General features: G+C 64.5%; 20 protein-coding genes. 11 read left to right on the forward strand and 9 right to left on the reverse strand.

Annotation, left to right across the window (positions count from 1 at the left end):
- Positions 1-25 precede the first annotated feature (25 nt).
- Positions 26-340, forward strand: coding sequence for a putative quinol monooxygenase (locus A4C63_RS15515; RefSeq protein ID WP_063913418.1), 315 nt, complete (start codon positions 26-28; stop codon positions 338-340).
- On the opposite strand, the gene A4C63_RS15520 is transcribed toward A4C63_RS15515, so the two are convergent.
- Entirely contained in the window at positions 330-1,094 is a 765-nt protein-coding gene (locus tag A4C63_RS15520; protein WP_063913419.1) for a sulfite exporter TauE/SafE family protein, read from the reverse strand. The genes A4C63_RS15515 and A4C63_RS15520 overlap by 11 nt on opposite strands.
- Positions 1,095-1,171: 77 nt before the next feature.
- On the opposite strand from A4C63_RS15520, the gene A4C63_RS15525 reads away from it, so the two are divergent.
- The 7 genes from A4C63_RS15525 to A4C63_RS15555 all read left to right on the forward strand — a co-directional run bounded on the left by A4C63_RS15525 (position 1,172) and on the right by A4C63_RS15555 (position 8,065).
- Complete coding sequence (locus A4C63_RS15525) at positions 1,172-2,053, forward strand: LysR family transcriptional regulator (protein WP_063913420.1); 882 nt, start codon at positions 1,172-1,174, stop codon at positions 2,051-2,053.
- 161 nt (positions 2,054-2,214) lie between these two features.
- On the forward strand, positions 2,215-2,820 hold the full coding sequence (locus A4C63_RS15530; protein ID WP_063913421.1) for a CDP-alcohol phosphatidyltransferase family protein: 606 nt from the start codon (positions 2,215-2,217) through the stop codon (positions 2,818-2,820).
- A gap of 30 nt (positions 2,821-2,850) precedes the next feature.
- Entirely contained in the window at positions 2,851-4,605 is a 1,755-nt protein-coding gene (locus A4C63_RS15535) for a bifunctional alpha/beta hydrolase/class I SAM-dependent methyltransferase (protein WP_063913422.1), read from the forward strand.
- Positions 4,606-6,069: a phosphatase PAP2/dual specificity phosphatase family protein gene (locus A4C63_RS15540; RefSeq protein ID WP_063913423.1), complete on the forward strand. Its 1,464-nt coding sequence runs from the start codon at positions 4,606-4,608 to the stop codon at positions 6,067-6,069. It begins immediately after the preceding gene.
- Positions 6,066-6,497, forward strand: a complete 432-nt coding sequence (locus A4C63_RS15545; RefSeq protein ID WP_063913424.1) for a hypothetical protein — start codon at positions 6,066-6,068, stop codon at positions 6,495-6,497. Before A4C63_RS15540 ends, A4C63_RS15545 begins: the two co-directional genes overlap by 4 nt.
- Before the next feature lie 10 nt (positions 6,498-6,507).
- Complete coding sequence (locus A4C63_RS15550; RefSeq protein ID WP_063913425.1) at positions 6,508-7,131, forward strand: lysophospholipid acyltransferase family protein; 624 nt, start codon at positions 6,508-6,510, stop codon at positions 7,129-7,131.
- A 1-nt stretch (position 7,132) separates the two neighbouring features.
- A complete protein-coding gene (locus tag A4C63_RS15555; protein ID WP_063913426.1) occupies positions 7,133-8,065 on the forward strand; it encodes a phosphatidate cytidylyltransferase in 933 nt (310 codons plus the stop codon).
- Positions 8,066-8,266: 201 nt separating this feature from the next.
- Here A4C63_RS15555 and A4C63_RS15560 read toward each other — a convergent pair whose 3' ends face one another.
- Positions 8,267-8,542: a metal/formaldehyde-sensitive transcriptional repressor gene (locus A4C63_RS15560; RefSeq protein ID WP_063913427.1), complete on the reverse strand. Its 276-nt coding sequence runs from the start codon at positions 8,540-8,542 to the stop codon at positions 8,267-8,269.
- Between the two features lie 70 nt (positions 8,543-8,612).
- On the opposite strand from A4C63_RS15560, the gene dmeF reads away from it, so the two are divergent.
- Positions 8,613-9,584, forward strand: a complete 972-nt coding sequence (gene dmeF, locus A4C63_RS15565; RefSeq protein ID WP_063913428.1) for a CDF family Co(II)/Ni(II) efflux transporter DmeF — start codon at positions 8,613-8,615, stop codon at positions 9,582-9,584.
- A gap of 96 nt (positions 9,585-9,680) precedes the next feature.
- On the forward strand, positions 9,681-10,025 hold the full coding sequence (locus A4C63_RS15570) for a cupin domain-containing protein (RefSeq protein ID WP_003258412.1): 345 nt from the start codon (positions 9,681-9,683) through the stop codon (positions 10,023-10,025).
- Between the two features lie 228 nt (positions 10,026-10,253).
- On the opposite strand, the gene mmsB is transcribed toward A4C63_RS15570, so the two are convergent.
- Positions 10,254-11,141, reverse strand: a complete 888-nt coding sequence (gene mmsB / locus A4C63_RS15575) for a 3-hydroxyisobutyrate dehydrogenase (protein WP_063913429.1) — start codon at positions 11,139-11,141, stop codon at positions 10,254-10,256.
- A 10-nt stretch (positions 11,142-11,151) separates the two neighbouring features.
- Positions 11,152-12,678 carry a CoA-acylating methylmalonate-semialdehyde dehydrogenase gene (locus A4C63_RS15580; protein WP_063913430.1) on the reverse strand — a complete coding sequence of 509 codons (1,527 nt, stop codon included), beginning with the start codon at positions 12,676-12,678 and terminating at the stop codon, positions 11,152-11,154.
- 132 nt (positions 12,679-12,810) lie between these two features.
- Between A4C63_RS15580 and A4C63_RS15585 the strand changes: the two genes are divergently transcribed.
- On the forward strand, positions 12,811-13,761 hold the full coding sequence (locus A4C63_RS15585; RefSeq protein ID WP_063913431.1) for a LysR family transcriptional regulator: 951 nt from the start codon (positions 12,811-12,813) through the stop codon (positions 13,759-13,761).
- A gap of 158 nt (positions 13,762-13,919) precedes the next feature.
- Here the strand turns inward: A4C63_RS15585 and A4C63_RS15590 are convergent, their stop codons facing one another.
- From A4C63_RS15590 to A4C63_RS15610, 5 genes are all read right to left on the reverse strand, one after another.
- The gene (locus tag A4C63_RS15590) at positions 13,920-14,171 is read right to left on the reverse strand and encodes a DUF3077 domain-containing protein (RefSeq protein ID WP_063913432.1); all 252 of its coding nucleotides are present in this window, start codon (positions 14,169-14,171) and stop codon (positions 13,920-13,922) included.
- 1 nt (position 14,172) lies between these two features.
- Positions 14,173-14,436, reverse strand: coding sequence for a hypothetical protein (locus A4C63_RS15595; RefSeq protein WP_063913433.1), 264 nt, complete (start codon positions 14,434-14,436; stop codon positions 14,173-14,175).
- 681 nt (positions 14,437-15,117) lie between these two features.
- Positions 15,118-15,609, reverse strand: a complete 492-nt coding sequence (locus A4C63_RS15600; RefSeq protein WP_063913434.1) for an OmpA family protein — start codon at positions 15,607-15,609, stop codon at positions 15,118-15,120.
- Positions 15,610-15,613: 4 nt separating this feature from the next.
- Positions 15,614-16,885 (reverse strand): diguanylate cyclase domain-containing protein, encoded by a 1,272-nt coding sequence (locus A4C63_RS15605; RefSeq protein ID WP_063913435.1) that lies wholly within the window; start codon positions 16,883-16,885, stop codon positions 15,614-15,616.
- Positions 16,882-17,448, reverse strand: coding sequence for a YfiR family protein (locus A4C63_RS15610; protein ID WP_063913436.1), 567 nt, complete (start codon positions 17,446-17,448; stop codon positions 16,882-16,884). The genes A4C63_RS15605 and A4C63_RS15610 overlap by 4 nt, the downstream gene beginning before the upstream one ends.
- Between the last annotated feature and the right edge of the window lie 111 nt (positions 17,449-17,559).

Here is a 17,559-nt window from a genome sequence, read left to right on the forward strand (position 1 = left end):
ACCTCCCATCACCGAGTAGCGACCCATGAGTGAGCAGTACGCCTTCATCCTCAAAGCCAAGACCCGCCCGGAAATGGCTGAAGCGTTCGAAACCCTGTTCCGCGCCTACGTCGAGCCAAGCCGCCAGGAGCCGGGCTGCATCGAGTACCACATGCTGCGCGACAAGCAGGACCCGAGCCTGTTCGTGTTCTTCGAGGTGTGGGCCGACAAGGCCGCGCTGGATGTGCATTCGGCCCTGCCGCACATGACCGCGTTCTTCGAAAAGCGCATGGACTACCTGGAGCGCGATTTCGACATCCAGATGATCGACATGCTCAGCGCATCAAGCGCTAGCCGCTGATCAGCAGATGGCCGCCGAGTGCGGCCAGGCCGATGAAGAAGCACCGTTTGAACAGCAACGCGCTGATACGCTGACGCAGCCACTGGCCGGCCAGCATGCCGAGCAAGGCTGGCGCCAGCATCAGCAGCGAAGCACCCAGTGCCTGGCCACCCAGGGCATCCTGCCCGACCAGGCCAATGGCCAAGGCCAGCGTCGAAACCGTGAACGACAGGCCCAAGGCCTGGATCATCTGCTCCCGGCTCAAGCCCAGGCTCTGCAGGTAGGGCACCGCCGGCATCACGAATACCCCGGTCGCTGCCGTGACCACGCCCGTAACCAGCCCGCAAACCGGCCCCAGCCAACGCTCCTGCCCTGGCGCCAGGCGCAAGCCCGGGCCGACCAGCCCGTACAGCGCATACACCAGCAAGGCCGCGCCCAGTGCATGCACGGCCCACGGGCCGCTGTTGATACCCAGCCAGGCGCTGCCCAGCAAGGTACCGACGAAGATCATCGCCAGCATTGGCCCCAGGCGCACCAGCAACTCCCGCAGGTGCCCGCCGCTGGCCAGCTGCCACAGATTGGTAAGGGTCGAGGGCACGATCAGCAACGCCGCAGCCTGCGCCGGTTGCATAGCCAGGCCCAGAAGGCCCATGGCGATGGTCGGCAGGCCGAGGCCGATCACCCCTTTCACCGCGCCGGCCAGCAGGAAGGTCATTACCACCAGCAGCGACAGCGCTGGGCCAATGTTCTGGTAGAAAGCGAGCAAGGTATTCATGGGCCGATGATGGCGTGCGCCGGCCAGGCTGAAAATCTGCCATATACTCAGCCAGACTCTTGCCAGGACAGAGCCACATGCATTTCGACCTGATCGACCTCAGGCTGTTCCAGCACACCCTGGAGTGCGGCAACATCACCGCCGGCGCCCGTCGCAGCCATCTGTCGCTGGCGGCAGCCAGTGCGCGCATCCGTGCCATGGAGGCATCGCTGGGCATCCCTTTGCTGGAACGCAACCGCCGTGGCGTGCAACCAACCCCGGCCGGCCAGGCGCTGCTGCTGCATGCCCGGTTGATAACGCAGCAAGTCGAGCGCCTGCAGTTCGACCTGGGCCAGTACGCGCAAGGGCAGCAGGGCCAGGTGCGCCTGCTGTGCAACACGGCGGCGCTCACGGAGTACCTGCCGGAACTGCTGGCCGGCTACCTGGCTGAAAACCCCGGGGTGAGCGTGGATGTGCAGGAGTTGCCGAGCTTGCGCATCGTGCAGTCGATTACCCAGGGCATGGCAGACCTGGGCATCGTGTCCACCGCTGCCCCCTGCGAGCACCTGCAGACCCGGGCGTTTCGCGATGACCCGCTGGTACTGGTAACGCCGCTGCGCCACCCGTTGGCCAGCAAGGTCGCACCCAGCTTCATCGATAGCCTGGCCCATGGCTATGTCGGCCTGGGGGCCAGTAGTGCATTGGCGTTGTACCTGGAAGAGCAGGCGCTGCGCGAAGGGCGGCGCATGCGGGTTCGGGTGCGGGCCGAGGGGTTCGATGGGGTGATCCGCATGGTCGCGGGCGGGGCCGGGGTGGGGGTGGTGCCGCTGGCTGCGGTGAAGCGTTGGCAGGGGGTGCTGCCGTTGCACTGGGTGGCGCTGACGGAACCATGGGCCAATCGCCGGTTGCTGGTGTGTGCACGGGATTTTGCGGCATTGCCGGGGTATGCCGCAGGCCTGGTAACCACCCTCACCCGCTGACGGGGTGGATGGCACGGGCTTCGCCCGTGTTCGCGGGCGGGCCCGCTCCCACAGGTATGCGCTGTCTCTCAGATTGACACAGTACCTGTGGGAGCGGGTTTACCCGCGAAGAATGCTCACACACAATGGTGCCCTAACGACCCACCGAAAAGGACTTTCCAGTGGCATCGATCTACCAGCTCAAACCGCGCTTCCAGGCCCTGCTCCGCCCAGCAGTCCAGCGCCTCTACGACCGCGGTGTTACCGCCAACCAGGTCACCGTCGCCGCTGCCCTGCTGTCAATCCTGCTGGGCCTGCTGCTGGCCGCCCTGCCCCATCTCTCCTGGCTGTTCATTCTGGTGCCGATCTGGATGCTGCTGCGCATGGCGCTGAACGCCGTCGACGGCATGCTCGCCCGGGAATTCGGCCAGCAATCCACCCTCGGCGCCTACCTCAACGAACTTTGCGACGTGATCGCCGACGCCGCGCTGTACCTGCCCTTCGCCCTGCTGGTCGGTGTATCGCCAACCTTGGTCGTACTCGTAGTGCTCAGCGCCACCTTCAGCGAATACGCCGGTGTCATGGGCCCGCTGGCCGGCGCCTCAAGGCGCTACGACGGGCCCATGGGCAAGAGCGACCGGGCCTTTGCCTTCGGCGTGCTGGGCACCGGTGTCGCCTTCGGCCTGCTGAACGGCGCCTGGATCAACGGCTTGTTGCTGGTCATCCTCGCACTCTCGCTCTATACCCTCTACAACCGGGTTCGCCAGGGGCTGGCCGAAACCCGCTGAGCCCACTGCCGTCGTAAAAGGATGTCGACCATGCGCCAAGCGCAAGCGCTGCACTTCTCCACCCATGACGGTGTCGAGCTGCACTACCGTCACTGGCCTGCCACCCGCAACCAACACCAGCCACGCCGGGCCGTGGTGATGTTCCACCGCGGCCACGAACACGGCGGGCGCATGGCCCACCTGGCCGATGAACTGGACATGCCAGGCTACGATTTCTTCGCCTGGGATGCCCGTGGCCACGGCCAGTCGCCGGGCGCGCGCGGCGACAGCCCGGGGTTCGCCACCAGCGTGCGCGATATGCAGACCTTCATCGAGCATATCCAGGCCCGCCACGGTATCGCCGAACAGGACCTGGTGGTGCTGGCGCAGAGCGTCGGGGCCGTGCTGGTCGCCACCTGGGCCCACGACTACGCGCCCAAGGTGCGCTGCCTGGTGCTGGCCTCGCCAGCGTTCAAGGTCAAACTGTACGTGCCGTTCGCCCGCACCGGCCTGAAGCTGCTGAAGGCCCTGCGCGGCAACTTCTTCGTCAACAGCTACGTCAAGCCTCGCCTGCTTACCCACGACCCTGAGCGGGTCATGTCGTACGTGGCCGACCCGCTGATCAGCCGGCCGATTTCGGTGACCATGCTGCTGGGCCTGTACGAAGCCGCCGACCGGGTGGTGGCGGACGCCCAGGCCATCCAGCTGCCGACCCAGCTGCTGGTGTCCGGTGCCGACTTCGTGGTCGAACGCCAGCCGCAGGAACGCTTCTTCGAACGCCTGGGCAGTGCGCGCAAGGAAATGCACATCCTGCCAGGTTTCTTCCATGACACCCTTGGCGAGCGTGATCGGGCCCATGCCCTGCGGCGCATCGAGCGGTTTGTCGAACATTGTTTCGCCAGCCCCGCCGCCCTGCCGTCACTGCTCGATGCCGACAAGACCGGCGCCAGCTGCGCCGAGGCCGAAAGCCTGGCCGCACCGCTACCGCGCAACTCGCCCCGCGACCTTTACTGGCGCGCTACCCGCGCCGGGCTACGCCTGGGCAAGGGGCTGTCCGAAGGAGTGAAGCTGGGTTTCGACACCGGTTTCGATTCGGGCAGTACCCTCGACTACGTGTACCGCAACCAGCCGACCGGCAAAGGCAAGCTCGGCCGCCTGGTCGACCAGAACTACCTCAATGCCATCGGCTGGCGCGGCATCCGCCAGCGCAAGCTGCACGTAGAGGAACTGCTGCGCCTGGCCATCGCCCGCCTGCGCGAACAGCAGCGGCCGGTGCACATTGTCGATATCGCCGCCGGCCATGGCCGCTACATCCTCGAGGCCTTGCAGGAACTCGAACAGCTGCCGGACTCGGTCCTGCTGCGCGACTACAGCGAACTGAACGTGCAGCAAGGCAGCGCACTGATTGCCGAGAAGGGCCTGGCCGACATCGCCCGCTTCGTCCACGGCGATGCCTTCGACCGCCAGAGCCTGGCCACCCTGGAACAACCTCCGACCCTGGCCGTGGTCTCCGGCTTGTACGAGCTGTTCGCCAGCAACCAGTTGGTGGGCAACTCGCTGGCGGGCCTGGCGGACGCGCTGGAGGATGGCGGCTACCTGGTCTACACCGGCCAGCCGTGGCACCCGCAACTGGAAATGATCGCCCGCGCCCTCACCAGCCACCGCGGCGGCGAAGCCTGGGTGATGCGCCGCCGCAGCCAGGCCGAAATGGACCAGCTGGTAGAGGCGGCGGGCTTCCGCAAGCTGGCCCAGCGCATCGATGAATGGGGCATTTTCAGCGTCAGCCTGGCACAACGGGTGCGCTGAATGAGCCCATCACGCGAGCCAGGGCTGATCCGCCGAGGCGTGTTCTGGCTTCTGCTGCTGGGGCCGCTGTTTTTCCTCAGCTACGGGTTGGCGAACAATCACACGGCCGGGCGCAGTGATGTCGGCAGCCTGGTGTTTGGCTGGGAACGCAACATGCCGCTGTGGCCGTGGACGATCATCCCGTACTGGTCGATCGACCTGCTCTACGGCTTGTCCTTCCTGCTGCCGCGCACGCGCCAGGAAATGGACCGGCACGCGCTGGCGCTGCTCACCGCGCAACTGATCAGCGTCAGCTGCTTCCTGCTCTGGCCGCTGCGCTTCACCTTCGAGCGGCCGGAACTGGGCGGGGTATTCGGCTGGATGTTCGATGTGCTGATGGGCTTCGACAAGCCGTTCAACCAGGCGCCTTCGCTGCATATTGCCCTGCTGGTGATCATCTGGACGATGTTTGCCCGGCACGTGCAGCACCAGCCCTGGCGTTGGCTGATGCATGGCTGGATGGCACTGATCGGGGTCTCGGTGCTGACCACCTGGCAGCACCATTTCGTCGACGTTCCCACGGGGGCATTGGCGGGGTTTGTCTGCGTCTGGTTGTGGCCACATCGAGGGCTGCTGCCCTGGCAGCAGGTGCGCCTTGCGCGGGATGCCAAGCGTTGGCGGTTGGCGTTGTTTTATGCAGTGGGTGGGCTGCTGTGCGCTGTGCCTGCCGTTGCGTTGGGCGGTGCCTGGCTGTGGTTGATCTGGCCGGCCGTGTCGCTGGTTTTGGTGGCGCTGAACTATGGCGTGCTCGGCGCAGGCGGGTTTCAGAAAGGCGCCGATGGGCGCTTGTCGAATGCAGCCTGCTGGCTGCTGGCGCCATACCTGCTGGGGGCGTGGGTCAATTCGCGGTTATGGACCTGGCGGCATACGCAGGCAGATGAAGTGTGTGATGGCGTCTACCTGGGGCGGATTCCAGGGCATGGCGCGCAGTTCGCTGCGGTGGTCGATTTGTGTGCAGAGCTACCGTGCATTGTTGGCCGCCCTGTCGCGGACACTTGTGGGAGCGGCCTTGTGTCGCGAAAAGACTGCGAAGCGGCCCCAGATTTTCGGCTTCGCAGCAGATATTGCTGGGGCCGCTTCGCGGCCCTTTCGCGACACAAGGCCGCTCCCACAGGGTCCGCGTCAGCCGGTCAGGCAGCGCATGGCTACGCATGTTTTCCTACCCTGGACCTGATCGCCCCGGAAAGCCCATTGCTGCACCAGGCCGCCGTAGCCATCGAACGCCTGCGCTCCCAAGGCCCAGTGCTGGTCTGCTGCGCCCTGGGCTATTCGCGCAGTGCCAGCGCCGTGGCCGCCTGGCTGGTACTCACGGGCCGCTGCAGTGATGCTCGCCAGGCCGAAGCGCTGATCCGCAAGGCCCGCCCCGGCGTGGTCCTGCACAGCGCACACCGCCAGGCCGTGCAACAGCTTGGGGCACAACCATGACCCTGAACGTGGTGGCCAGCCTGCTGGGTCGCGGCAAACAACTGGAACGCCTGTCGGACGGCCTCACCCTGCTGGCCCTGGCCTACGGCCTGGCGCCCTTGCTGGGTGCCCAGCTGCAACCACTGGCCAGTCTGCTGTGCATTGTGCTGCTGGTACTGGGCGTACTGCACAAGTACTGGGCCATCCGCGTAGCCGTGGATGCCGAACTGTTCGCCCACCTGGCCGCTAGCCGCGACCTGACGGCGGACACCCAGGCCCTGGACCGCGCCTTGTTCGAGCTGAAACTCAAACCGCAGGCCGCCGACGCCCGCGCCTGGCCTGCCCGCAGCCAGGCCGCACTGACCCTGTTGCGCCGCCAGGCAGTGTGCCTGGGCCTGCAGCTGTCGCTGGCCTTGGCTACCCTGCTGACACTGCCTTTGAAGGGATGACTACCGATCCATGCTCGCCAACCTGACCGCCTACCTCATCACTTCCGCCGCCCGCCTGATCACCGGCGCCCGCGCCCTGTGGCTGGGCTGTACGCCGCTGCCGGTACAGCGCCTGTACTTCGCCAACCACAGCAGCCATGGCGACTTCGTACTGCTGTGGGCCTCGCTGCCGCAGCCGCTGCGCAAGCGTACCCGTCCGGTAGCCGGTGCCGATTACTGGGCCAAACCGGGCATTCGCGATTTTCTTATCCGCAAGGTCTTCAATGGTGTGCTGATCAACCGCCAGCACAGCGCCGGCCAGGGCAGCCCGTTGCAGCCGATCCTCGAAGCCGTGGCCCAGGGCGACTCGCTGATCTTCTTCCCGGAGGGCACCCGCAACCTCGGCGACGAGCCGCTGATGCCGTTCAGGAGCGGGCTGTACCACCTGGCAGCAGCCAACCCCGACGTCGAGCTGGTGCCGGTGTGGATCGCCAACCTCAACCGGGTGATGCCCAAGGGCCGCGCCCTGCCATTGCCGTTGCTGTGCACATTGAGCTTTGGCGAACCGCTGCACCTGCAGCCGGATGAAAGCAAGCCAGCCTTCCTCGAGCGGGCCAGCCAGGCCCTGCTGAACCTGGCCCCCAAGGATGCCTGAGATGGACGACAACACCCTTTCCCTGTTCGCCGGCATCGGCGCCCTGCTGCTGCTCGCCAGCGTGATCGGCCGCCTGCTCAAATGGCGCGCCGGCCCGGCACCGCACGCGGTGATCGACAACCTCAACGCCCGCATCAACGCCTGGTGGGTGATGGTGCTGGTGATCGGCATCGCCTTTGTGTTCGGCAAGTACGGCGTGATCGTGCTGTTCTACGGCGTATCGTTCTACGCCCTGCGCGAGTTCATGACCCTCACCCCGACCCGGCGCAGTGACTACCCGGCACTGGTGGCGGCGTTCTACGTGGCACTGCCGGTGCAGTACGTGCTGATCGCCATGGACTGGTACGGCCTGTTCAGCATCTTCATCCCGGTGTACCTGTTCCTGTTGCTGCCGATCCTGGCCAGCTTCGGCGGCGACACCACGCGCTTTCTCGAGCGCGCCTCGAAGGTGCAGTGGGGGCTGATGATCGCGGTGTACTGCGTGTCATCGGTGCCGGCATTGATGACCCTGGACATCCCGGGTTACGAGGGCCGCAACCTGCTGCTGATCGCCTGGCTGATCCTGGTGGTGCAGATCAGCGACGTGTTGCAGTACGTGTGCGGCAAGCTGTTCGGCAAGCACAAGGTGGCGCCCAACCTGTCGCCGTCCAAGACCGTCGAAGGCCTGGCCGGCGGCGTGGCTCTGGCCACCCTGATCGGCGCGCTGCTGTGCTGGATCACCCCGTTCACCTTCTGGCAGGCCGCGCTGATGGCGCTGGCGGTAAACGCCATGGGCTTCTTCGGCGGGCTGGTGATGTCGGCGATCAAGCGCGATCGCGGGGTGAAGGACTGGGGGCACATGATCGAAGGCCACGGCGGCATGCTCGACCGTATGGATTCGGTGTGCTTTGCCGCGCCGGTGTTCTTCCACTTTGTGCGGTATTGGTGGGCTTAGTATGTGTTCACCTTTAGTTTTCTAGTGCCTGCAAGATCGAGCGCCGCCCGCGCGGCGCTCGATTTACGCATCACCTCAAAACTCAAGACTGACATCTGGTAGCCTTGAGCCTATCTTCCGACGAGCACATCGCCGGTTGCTAATTCCCACCACTCCGTGAAGAACGTTTACCCCCTGGGTATCCCCGATCGTTTCAACCGGCTACTTGAGGTACGACCGCAGCAACGTCGCCACCTTGTCCGCCTCGTCCTGCCGTTGCTCGGCACTCAGCCCGTCCGCCACCAGGTGTTCGCGGATATGCCCTTCCATCACTTCGGCCATCAGCCCGTTCACCGCGCCGCGCACGGCGGCGATCTGCTGCAGGATCGCCAGGCAGTCCTTGTCCTGCTCCAGCGCTGTCTCCAGGGCAGCGGCCTGGCCTTTGATCTTGCGCACCCGGGTCAGCAGTTGCTTCTTGCTCTTCAGGGTATGTGCCATTGGGTTTCACACCATGCTAGGTATACTGGGGTATAGTATATTTCTCGACGTTCCGGGAGCATGATAAACCATGGCGGCACAAACCTCAGACCGCTGGCAGCACAGCCACCAGTTCCATACCAGCAACCTGGGCGCCGAGCGCAAGACGCGCCTGGCGGTGTGGCTGACCGCCGTGATGATGGTGGCGGAAATAACCGGGGGCTGGTTCTTCAATTCCATGGCGTTACTGGCCGACGGCTGGCACATGAGCTCCCATGCCCTGGCCTTGGGCCTTTCGCTGCTGGCCTACGCCGCCGCTCGGCGCTATGCCGGCGACCGGCGCTTTGCCTTCGGCACCTGGAAGATCGAGATTCTCGGCGGCTACTCCAGCGCCCTGCTGTTACTGGGCGTGGCCGGGCTGATGGCGTTCCAGTCGGTGGAGCGCCTGCTGACACCGGGGCCGATCCACTATGACGAGGCGATCTTCATCGCCGCCGTCGGCCTGGCTGTCAATCTGATCTGTGCCTGGCTGCTGCGTGACGACCATCACCATCACCATCACGATCATCACCACCATGGCCATGATCATCACCACCACCATGGCCATGATCATCACCACGACCACGGCCACCATCACCACGACCTGAACCTGCGCTCGGCCTACCTGCATGTGATGGCCGACGCCGCTACCTCGGTGCTGGCGATCGTCGCCCTGCTGGCCGGCAAGTTCTGGGGCGCCAGCTGGCTCGACCCGGTCATGGGCCTGGTCGGTGCGCTGCTGGTGGCGCTGTGGGCCCGTGGCCTGCTGCGCGATACCGGGCGGGTGCTGCTGGATGCGGAGATGGACGCGCCGGTTGTGGAAGAAATCCGTGAGGTGGTCGCGCAGCTGCCGGTGCCGGCCAGCATCACCGACCTGCACGTGTGGCGCGTGGGCAAGGACCAGTACGCCTGCATTCTCGGCCTGGCCGCCCGGGCCGAGCTCAGCGCCGATAGCGTGCGCATGGCCCTGGGCGTACACGAAGAACTGGCGCACATCACCGTCGAGGTCAACCGCTTGGCATAGCGCGACCAGACAGCTGGACGTCGAGCCCAGGCAACTGCGGCTCGGCCGATGGCCCTATGGTGACGAGTCATTCAGCCAGTCACCAGGAGTTGTGCCATGTCCGATTTCATCACCGTCCTGCGCGAAACCTGCCCGACGCCGGTCGTGGACGCCACCAAGTGGAAGCGTATCGGCGGCGATCCGCACACCGTCAACCTCAACGCCTACCTGTCGGCCGACGGCAGCAAGATCATGGGCACCTGGATCTGCACCCCGGGCAAGTTCGAGGTCAACTACGAGAAGTGGGAGTTCTGCCACTTCCTCGATGGCTACTGCATCATCACCCCGGAAGGCGAAGAGCCGAAGCACCTGAAAGCGGGTGATGTGTTCGTGATCGAGCCGGGGATGAAAGGTACCTGGGAAGTGGTCGAGACCGTGCGCAAGTACTTCGTCTTTGCCTGATTCCACAAACCACGCATAGCTCTGTAGGAGCAGCCTTGTGCTGCGAAGAGGCCAGTCATGGCAGCACAAGTGCTGGGCCGGGGCTGCCCTCTTCGCAGCACAAGGCTGCTCCTACAAACTGATCCAGGCCTCGCATTCGGGCAAAAAAAATCGCGGATCAGACGCCCTTCCCTCTGGTGCGCAGTTACAGAGGGAAGGCCGCCTGGCCCGCGATGAAGCCCTCGCTCGTCAATCCTTCTTGCGATAACCCTCGACGATCGCCGAGAAGTCCTTGCCACCCTCGCCACGCAGGCTCATGGCCTGGTACAACTGCTGGGCCACGGCCCCCAGGATCACCGGTTGATGTGCCTGGCGCGCTGCCTCGGTGGCCAGCCCCAGATCCTTGAGCATCAGTTCGGCGCCAAACCCACCGGTGTACCCACGCGACGCGGGTGCAGTCTCGATGATGCCCGGCCACGGGTTGTAGGTATCGGAGCTCCAGCAACGCCCGGTCGAGCTGTTGATGATCCCCGCCAGCACCTTGGTATCGATGCCCAGCGCGTTGCCCAGGGCCATGGCCTCGGACACGCCGATCATCGAGATGCCCAGCAGCAGGTTGTTGCAGATCTTGGCGATCTGCCCGGTGCCGACCTCACCGCAGTGCACGATGTTGCGGCCCATCTGCTCCAGTACCGGCTTGAGGGTGGCGAACAACTCGGCGCTGGCACCCACCATGAAGGTCAGGGTGCCTGCCGCCGCGCCGCCAGTGCCACCGGACACCGGCGCATCCCCCATGTCCACGCCCTTGGCCGCTGCGGCCTTGGACACATCACGCGCAGTCTGCGGGTCGATGGTGCTGCAATCCACGGTCGGCGTGCCCGGGCGAATGCCTGCCAGCACACCGTCTTCGTTCAGGTACACGCTGCGCACATGCGCAGCAGCTGGCAGCATGGTGATCACCAGCTCGCTGTTGGCCGCCGCGTCCTTGGGCGATGGGCTGACCTGCCCGCCCAGTTCTGCCAGCTCGGCCAGCACGACCTTGTTCAGGTCGAACAGGTTCAGTTGGTGCCCGGCCTTGATCAGGTTGCGGGCCATGGGTGCGCCCATGTTGCCGAGGCCGATGAATGCGATACGCATGACTGTCTCCTTAGCGCAGGCTGATGGTGGTGTTCACACCGTCGTTGACACTGTCGTCATCGAACCAGCGGGCGGTGACGGTCTTGGTCTGAGTGTAGAACTGCACCACTTGCTTGCCGTACGGGCCGAGGTCGCCGAGCTTGGAGCCACGCGAGCCGGTGAAGCTGAAGAACGGTACCGGTACCGGGATCGGGATGTTGATACCGACCTGGCCAATGTCGATCTCGCTCTGGAACTTGCGTGCTGCCGCGCCGCTCTGGGTGAACAGGCCGGTGCCGTTGCCGAACGGGTTGGCGTTGACCAGGGCGATGGCCTCGTCGAGGGTATCGACCTCCAGGGTCACCAGCACCGGGCCGAAGATTTCCTGGGTGTAAACCTGCATGTCGGTCTTCACGCCCGAGAACAGGGTCGGGCCGACGAAATTGCCTTGCTCGTAGCCTGGCACCTTGACGTCACGGCCGTCGAGCTCCAGCTTGGCGCCTTCCTTGATACCGCTTTCGATCAGGCCCAGCACACGCTCCTTGGCGCGCTTGGAAACCACCGGGCCGACATCGGTGCCTGGCTCGCAGCCGGCACTGACCTTGAGCTTGCTGGCCGCTTCCTTGATATCCGGCAGCCATTCGCGGGCCTTGCCCACCAGCACCGCCACCGAGGTGGCCATGCAGCGCTGGCCCGCCGCGCCGAAGGCGGCACCGACCAGGGCGTTGACGGTTTGCGTGCGGTTGGCATCGGGCAGCACTACCGCGTGGTTCTTGGCGCCCATCATCGACTGCACGCGCTTGCCGTGCTGGCTGCCCAGGTTGTACACGTGGGTGCCCACTTCGGTGGAGCCGACGAAGGAAATCGCCTTGATGTCCTGGTGGGTGCAAATGGCATCCACCACCTGCTTGCCGCCGTGCACCACGTTGAGCACGCCAGCCGGTATGCCGGCCTCCAGCGCCAGCTCGACCAGCAGCATGGTCGACAGCGGGTCCTGTTCGGATGGCTTGAGCACGAAGGTGTTGCCGCAGACGATGGCCATCGGGAACATCCACAACGGGATCATCGCCGGGAAGTTGAACGGGGTGATGCCGGCGCACACGCCGATCGGCTGGCGCAGGGTGTAGGTATCGACGCCGCCGGCAACGTTCTCGGCGAATTCACCCATCTGCAGGGTACCGATGGAGGCGGCGTGCTCGACCACTTCCAGGCCGCGGAAGATATCGCCTTCGGCGTCAGCCAGGGTCTTGCCCTGCTCGGCACTGAGGACCTGGGCGATGCGTTTGGTGTGTTCGCGGATCAGCGCCTGCAGCTTGAGCATGATGCGCATGCGCGCGCCGATCGGCGTGTTGCGCCAGGTCTGGAAGGCGCGGTGGGCAGCGGCGACGGCTGCGTCGACTTCCTCGACGGTGGCGAACGGTACGCGCGCCAGCACCTCTTGGGTGGCCGGGTTGACGATGTCGCGCCATTCGGTGGTCTTGGACTCGACCCATTGGCCGTCGATCAGCAGCTTGACCTGCTCGATTTTGGTCTGGTTAGGGGATTGCGGTGCGTTCATCTGCGTTCTCCTTGGAATTATTGTCGGGACGAGATCGCCATTGCCGGGCAAACGCGAGGTGGCGTCCTGAGGCTTGTTTCGAGTATAGATGTGCAAACATCCAACAAGAACGCACAAAAAAACCGGATCATCATGCAAAAAGACCTCACATCCCTGAGTGCACTCAACTGGGACGACCTGAAGTTCTTCCTTGAAGTGGCGCGTACCCGCAAGGCCAGCAGCGCCGCCAAACGTCTGAGCGTGGACTACACCACCGTGTCGCGGCGCATCAGCTCGCTGGAGGGGGCACTGGGCACCTTGCTGTTCGAGAAATCCCGGACCAACGGCTTTGTCCTCACCGCCGAGGGCCAACGCCTGCTGGGTTATGCCGAGTCGATCGAGAGCACGCTGCACATGGCTTGCGAGCAGGTGTCCGGCTCGGGTGTGGCGTTGTCGGGGCATGTGCGCATGGGCTGCACCGAAGGCTTCGGCAGCTTCTTCGTCACCCCGCAACTGAGCCACTTCGTCGATGCCTACCCGGCGATTTCGGTGGATATCCTGCCGCTGCCGCACTTCATCAGCCTGTCCAAGCGTGAGGCGGACATCGTCATTGCTCTGGAGCGGCCGGAACACGGCCCTTATGTGTGCTGCAAGCTGTGCGACTACCGCTTGCGGCTGTACGCGACCCAGGACTACCTGGACAACCACGCACCGATCCAGCAGATCGCGGACCTGGCCAGGCACCCGTTCATCAGTTACGTGGACGACCTGGCGTTCAGTTCGGAGCTGCTGTACCTGGCCAACCTGATCCCCAGCGCCAGCGCGCATTTGCGCAGTACCAGCGTGATTGCGCAGTACACGGCAGCGTTGCAGGGGCGTGGGCTGGCGATCTTGCCGTGCTTCCTGGCTGCGCAGGACCCGCGGCTGGTGACGGTGTTGCCGGAAGAGATCGAGGTGACGCGGCAGTTCTGGATGTATTGCCGGGAGGATTTGAGGAAGTTGAAGCGGATAACTTTGTTGTGGGATTACATCCGTGGGGTGACCGAGGCAAATGCGCCGTTGTTGATGGGTGAGACGCGGGAGATGCGCTTTGCTCAGGAATGAGGGGGCTGCTGCGTAGCCCATCGCCGGCAAGCCAGCTCCCCACAGGTCTGCGCCGGATTCAAGGCATGCGCAGGACCTGTAGGAGCGGGCGTGCCCGCGAACACCGGCGCAGCCGGTGCCAGTCACTTGAGCAAGGGCCGCGTCGCGGCCCTATCCCTTCAGCTCATTCTTCTGGACATTCCTAGCTCCATATCATCAATCAACGCTTTCGCCATCTCACTGAGAATGCGCGCGGCACTGCCTGCAATCCGGTCATTCTCCATCTCTGCCTCTGTCGTGAGGTGGCGAATACAGCCAAGCAGCACAGACAACTGCGTGAAGGCATGACTGAATGGCACGTTTGGCTGCAAGCGGAACAGATCGAAGGTTTCCATACCCGCTGTCGAGGAGTTTCTTGGATCATCGCTCATATCATTGCTCCTTGATGCGGGTGCTGGTGTGGTCCGTCAGAGCGTGAATTGCTCGACACAGCAGGCGAATGTTCATGCCCATGGCGTCCTGTACAAGGCCGGGGCCGCTATCGATCAGTACGGTAGTGGTGTGATCCACGGTAAGAATCAGGGCACTGAGCAGCTGATCACATTCTTCGATGTTCGGAGGATCTTGAACTGAGAGATTGGGTGGGTCGAGTTGCAGAAGGGCTGAGGCGTTTGGATCGGAGACGAGCTTTTTCATAATAGAGTTCCCCTGAACGACATGAGTACCGGCCCGGCCGAGGCCGGGCCGCGCACGACCGCCATGAGCGGTGCGAATTCATGAGTTTCGGGGTCTCAAGCCCGGTCACCAGGAAAGGCGACCCAAGGACGTTATCTCAGGAGGACTTCCCCGCCTATGTGGCGGCTTCTGACTGGCATGTAGGATAATTCGCCATGTGAGGTGAACTGAAGCAATTGGCTTCAGGTTCGGAAATTTCTTACAGGCAGATGGCCCTGGCGAGGGCTGCGCCCTCGATCGCAGGCAAGCCAGCTCCCACAAGATCTGCGCTGGATTCAAGACAGGTGCTGTACCTGTGGAGCAGGCTTGCGGGCGATCACCGGCGCCGCCGGTGCCAGGCACCGAGTCGCCTGCTTCGCGGGCTTGCCCGCTCCCACATGTACTGCGCTGAATTCAAGGCAGGTGCTGTACCTGTGGGAGATGGCTTGCCGGCGAACACCGGCGCAGCCGGTGCCAGGCACCGAGTCGCCTGCTTCGCGGGCTTGCCCGCTCCCACATGCACTGCGCTGGATTCAAGACAGGTGCTGTACCTGTGGGAGCTGGCTTGCCGGCGATCACCGGCGCAGCCGGTGCCAGGCACCGCGTTGCCTGCTTCGCGGGCAAGCCCGTTCCACGCGGATGTGCTGGCCTGTGAGGCTGCGGTCAGTAGGAAGCCACCACAATGGACACGCGCCGGTTCTCGGTACGCCCGGCGCTGGTGCGGTTGTCCGCCACCGGCTGGGTACTGCCCAGCCCGCGGGACTGGATATTCTGTGCCTGCATACCTACCCCGACCAGCGCCTTGGCCACGCTCTGCGCGCGGCGCTCGGACAGCTGCTGGTTATACGCCGCCTTGCCCGACGAATCGGCATGCCCGTCCACCCGCACGCCCTGGATGCCAACGCCGAGCAGCGCCTTGCCAATGCGTTCGACAATCGCCTGGCTCTGGCTGTTGAGGCTGTCCAGGTCGCTGCCGAACAGCACCTTGCCGGACAAATCGTAGGCCCAGCCTTCGTCGGTCGGGGTAAAGCCTTCACGCTTGAGCACGGCAATCTGTTCGGCAGTCAGGCCTTTGGGCGGATTGCTCTGGCAACCGGTCAGCGCCAGCACGGCGAGCAACAAGGCCCATAAGGGGAAACGCAAAGCCTGTATCACGGGTTCAACTCCTGTTCTTGATTTCGCTGGCGGACCGTTCCGTCTGCGCCACTTGCCAATGGCCACGGCGTTTGCGCTTGGCCTGGTACATCGCCGCATCGGCAGCATTCAGAAGACTGGCGGGGTCAGCGCCGTCATCCGGGTAATAGGCAATGCCGACACTCAACGAGGTGGCGATACTGCGGCCACTGTCCAGCTGAACCGGCAACTTCATGCTGGCAACGATCTTCTCGGCAATGTCCTCGGCGTCCTGGCGCGAATGCAAAGGCGTCAGCAGCACGGCGAACTCGTCGCCCCCCAGGCGCGCCACCAGGTCGTGCTCGCGCAACTGGGCGCGCACACGGTCGGCCACGCTGATCAGCACTTCGTCGCCCACCGCATGGCCGAGGGTGTCGTTGATCTGCTTGAAGTGGTCGCTGTCGAGAAACAGCAGCGCCAGGTGGTCCTGCTTCCGTTCTGCATTGCGCACGCTGCGGCTCAGGCGCCCCTCGAAGAAGGCGCGGTTGGGCAGGCCGGTCAGGCTGTCATGGCTGGCCTGGTGGGCCAGGGTCTGGTTTTCGTTTTGCAGGTGGCTGTGCCAAACCTCCAGCTCGTCCAGCAGGGCATTGAAGTCATTGCCCAGTTCGTTGAGCTCGGCAATCGGCGCTTCCGGCACGCGCCGGTCGAAACTGCGCTCGCGACGGGCGGCGTGGGCGACACTGGCCAGGCCGCGCAGCGGGCGGACGATATCGCTGAGCAGACGCCGCGACAGATATTGGGCAGCCAAGGCGCTGAGCACCGTGCAGACCAGGATGCCGGCCAGCCCACTGAGCAGGAACAGCAACAGGCTTCGCCCCTGGCCGACCAGTTCGATGCGCCCAACCTGCTGTTGCTGGTGTGTGATCGGCAGGTTGATCGGCTCATCCAGCAAGGCGGTGGCAACCTGCGCCTCCAGCCGCGCCAACACGCCGGTGTCGCTGCGCTGCCAATGTGCCAGTTGCTCGCCTTCGTTGTTGAAGACCCTGGCTTCGGCCACTTCCTCGGCACTGGCGATCAGCGCCAGCGATTCGTTGGCAGCAGCGCTGTCGTCAAACACCACCGCCGCTTCCACGGTGTAGCTGATCGAGCGGGCGATCAGCTGCAGGTTGTCGTTGGCGTAGACGCGCAGGGCGAGCACGCCCAGCAAGGTCAGGGAAATACCGGCCAGGCCCACGGCGAGCAAGGCGACGCTGAGGTGGCCACGGCCCAGCACCGAACGCAGGGTCGGGCGCATGCCGCGCTTGCGGGTCGGTTTCATGGTTGCACCGCCCGGCGCCGCGACAATTGCAGCACGCTGGGGTGAATGCGCACGCCGGAGCGTGCCACCGAGTCGAGGTTGACTTCAAAGGCTACCTGCTGGTCGCTGACCCGCAAGCAGAACAGGCTGCCGACCGTGCACGGGTCGTCTGCCTCGCTGATGCTCAGCACCGGGTGGCCACTGACGCGCTCGAACAGCCGGTCGCGCTGGCCCTGGTCAAGCTTGCCGATGTAGATGGCGTCGCAGGCCTGGGCGACCTGGCTATCATCTGCCAGCAGCCGCCGCACCTGCAGCGGTCGGCCGGACTCCTGCACATGGCCTTTGATCAGGTCATCGGCGTATTCGGTCGGGCCGACCAGGCACAGGCGCAAGGGCGAGGGTTCGACGGGCCAGCGGGCATAGCTGAAGATGCCCAGCACCACCTGGGTGACGGCCTTGGCACGTTGCTGCGCCTGTGCGGCAGTCATGGCGGGGGCTGCCTGGGCCGGGCCTGCGGAAAGAAACAGGGAGGCCAGCAATAGCGAAAGCGCACAGCTTGTCACTCGCCTGGCGGCCACGTTCATGTGGGAAATCTCTTAAGGCACTTTCCAATATCGGCGCAACGATAGCACATGGCCGCATGCTTGTATGAAAGGCGCGGAGCTAATGCGATCCCTGTGGGAGCGGGCGTGCCC

Source organism: Pseudomonas sp. p21 (genome assembly GCF_001642705.1).
Lineage (GTDB): Bacteria > Pseudomonadota > Gammaproteobacteria > Pseudomonadales > Pseudomonadaceae > Aquipseudomonas.

Bases quoted from the DNA above. Each gene is read 5' to 3' on its own strand.
- A4C63_RS15545 (WP_063913424.1), top strand. From the start codon at position 6,066: ATGACCCTGAACGTGGTGGCCAGCCTGCTGGGTCGCGGCAAACAACTG.
- A4C63_RS15605 (WP_063913435.1), bottom strand. From the start codon at position 16,885: ATGAAACCGACCCGCAAGCGCGGCATGCGCCCGACCCTGCGTTCGGTG.
- A4C63_RS15590 (WP_063913432.1), bottom strand. From the start codon at position 14,171: ATGAGCGATGATCCAAGAAACTCCTCGACAGCGGGTATGGAAACCTTC.
- A4C63_RS15520 (WP_063913419.1), bottom strand. From the start codon at position 1,094: ATGAATACCTTGCTCGCTTTCTACCAGAACATTGGCCCAGCGCTGTCG.
- A4C63_RS15570 (WP_003258412.1), top strand. From the start codon at position 9,681: ATGTCCGATTTCATCACCGTCCTGCGCGAAACCTGCCCGACGCCGGTC.
- A4C63_RS15580 (WP_063913430.1), bottom strand. From the start codon at position 12,678: ATGAACGCACCGCAATCCCCTAACCAGACCAAAATCGAGCAGGTCAAG.
- A4C63_RS15560 (WP_063913427.1), bottom strand. From the start codon at position 8,542: ATGGCACATACCCTGAAGAGCAAGAAGCAACTGCTGACCCGGGTGCGC.
- A4C63_RS15595 (WP_063913433.1), bottom strand. From the start codon at position 14,436: ATGAAAAAGCTCGTCTCCGATCCAAACGCCTCAGCCCTTCTGCAACTC.
- A4C63_RS15525 (WP_063913420.1), top strand. From the start codon at position 1,172: ATGCATTTCGACCTGATCGACCTCAGGCTGTTCCAGCACACCCTGGAG.
- A4C63_RS15585 (WP_063913431.1), top strand. From the start codon at position 12,811: ATGCAAAAAGACCTCACATCCCTGAGTGCACTCAACTGGGACGACCTG.
- A4C63_RS15550 (WP_063913425.1), top strand. From the start codon at position 6,508: ATGCTCGCCAACCTGACCGCCTACCTCATCACTTCCGCCGCCCGCCTG.
- A4C63_RS15535 (WP_063913422.1), top strand. From the start codon at position 2,851: ATGCGCCAAGCGCAAGCGCTGCACTTCTCCACCCATGACGGTGTCGAG.
- A4C63_RS15555 (WP_063913426.1), top strand. From the start codon at position 7,133: ATGGACGACAACACCCTTTCCCTGTTCGCCGGCATCGGCGCCCTGCTG.
- A4C63_RS15610 (WP_063913436.1), bottom strand. From the start codon at position 17,448: ATGAACGTGGCCGCCAGGCGAGTGACAAGCTGTGCGCTTTCGCTATTG.
- A4C63_RS15540 (WP_063913423.1), top strand. From the start codon at position 4,606: ATGAGCCCATCACGCGAGCCAGGGCTGATCCGCCGAGGCGTGTTCTGG.
- A4C63_RS15515 (WP_063913418.1), top strand. From the start codon at position 26: ATGAGTGAGCAGTACGCCTTCATCCTCAAAGCCAAGACCCGCCCGGAA.
- mmsB (WP_063913429.1), bottom strand. From the start codon at position 11,141: ATGCGTATCGCATTCATCGGCCTCGGCAACATGGGCGCACCCATGGCC.
- dmeF (WP_063913428.1), top strand. From the start codon at position 8,613: ATGGCGGCACAAACCTCAGACCGCTGGCAGCACAGCCACCAGTTCCAT.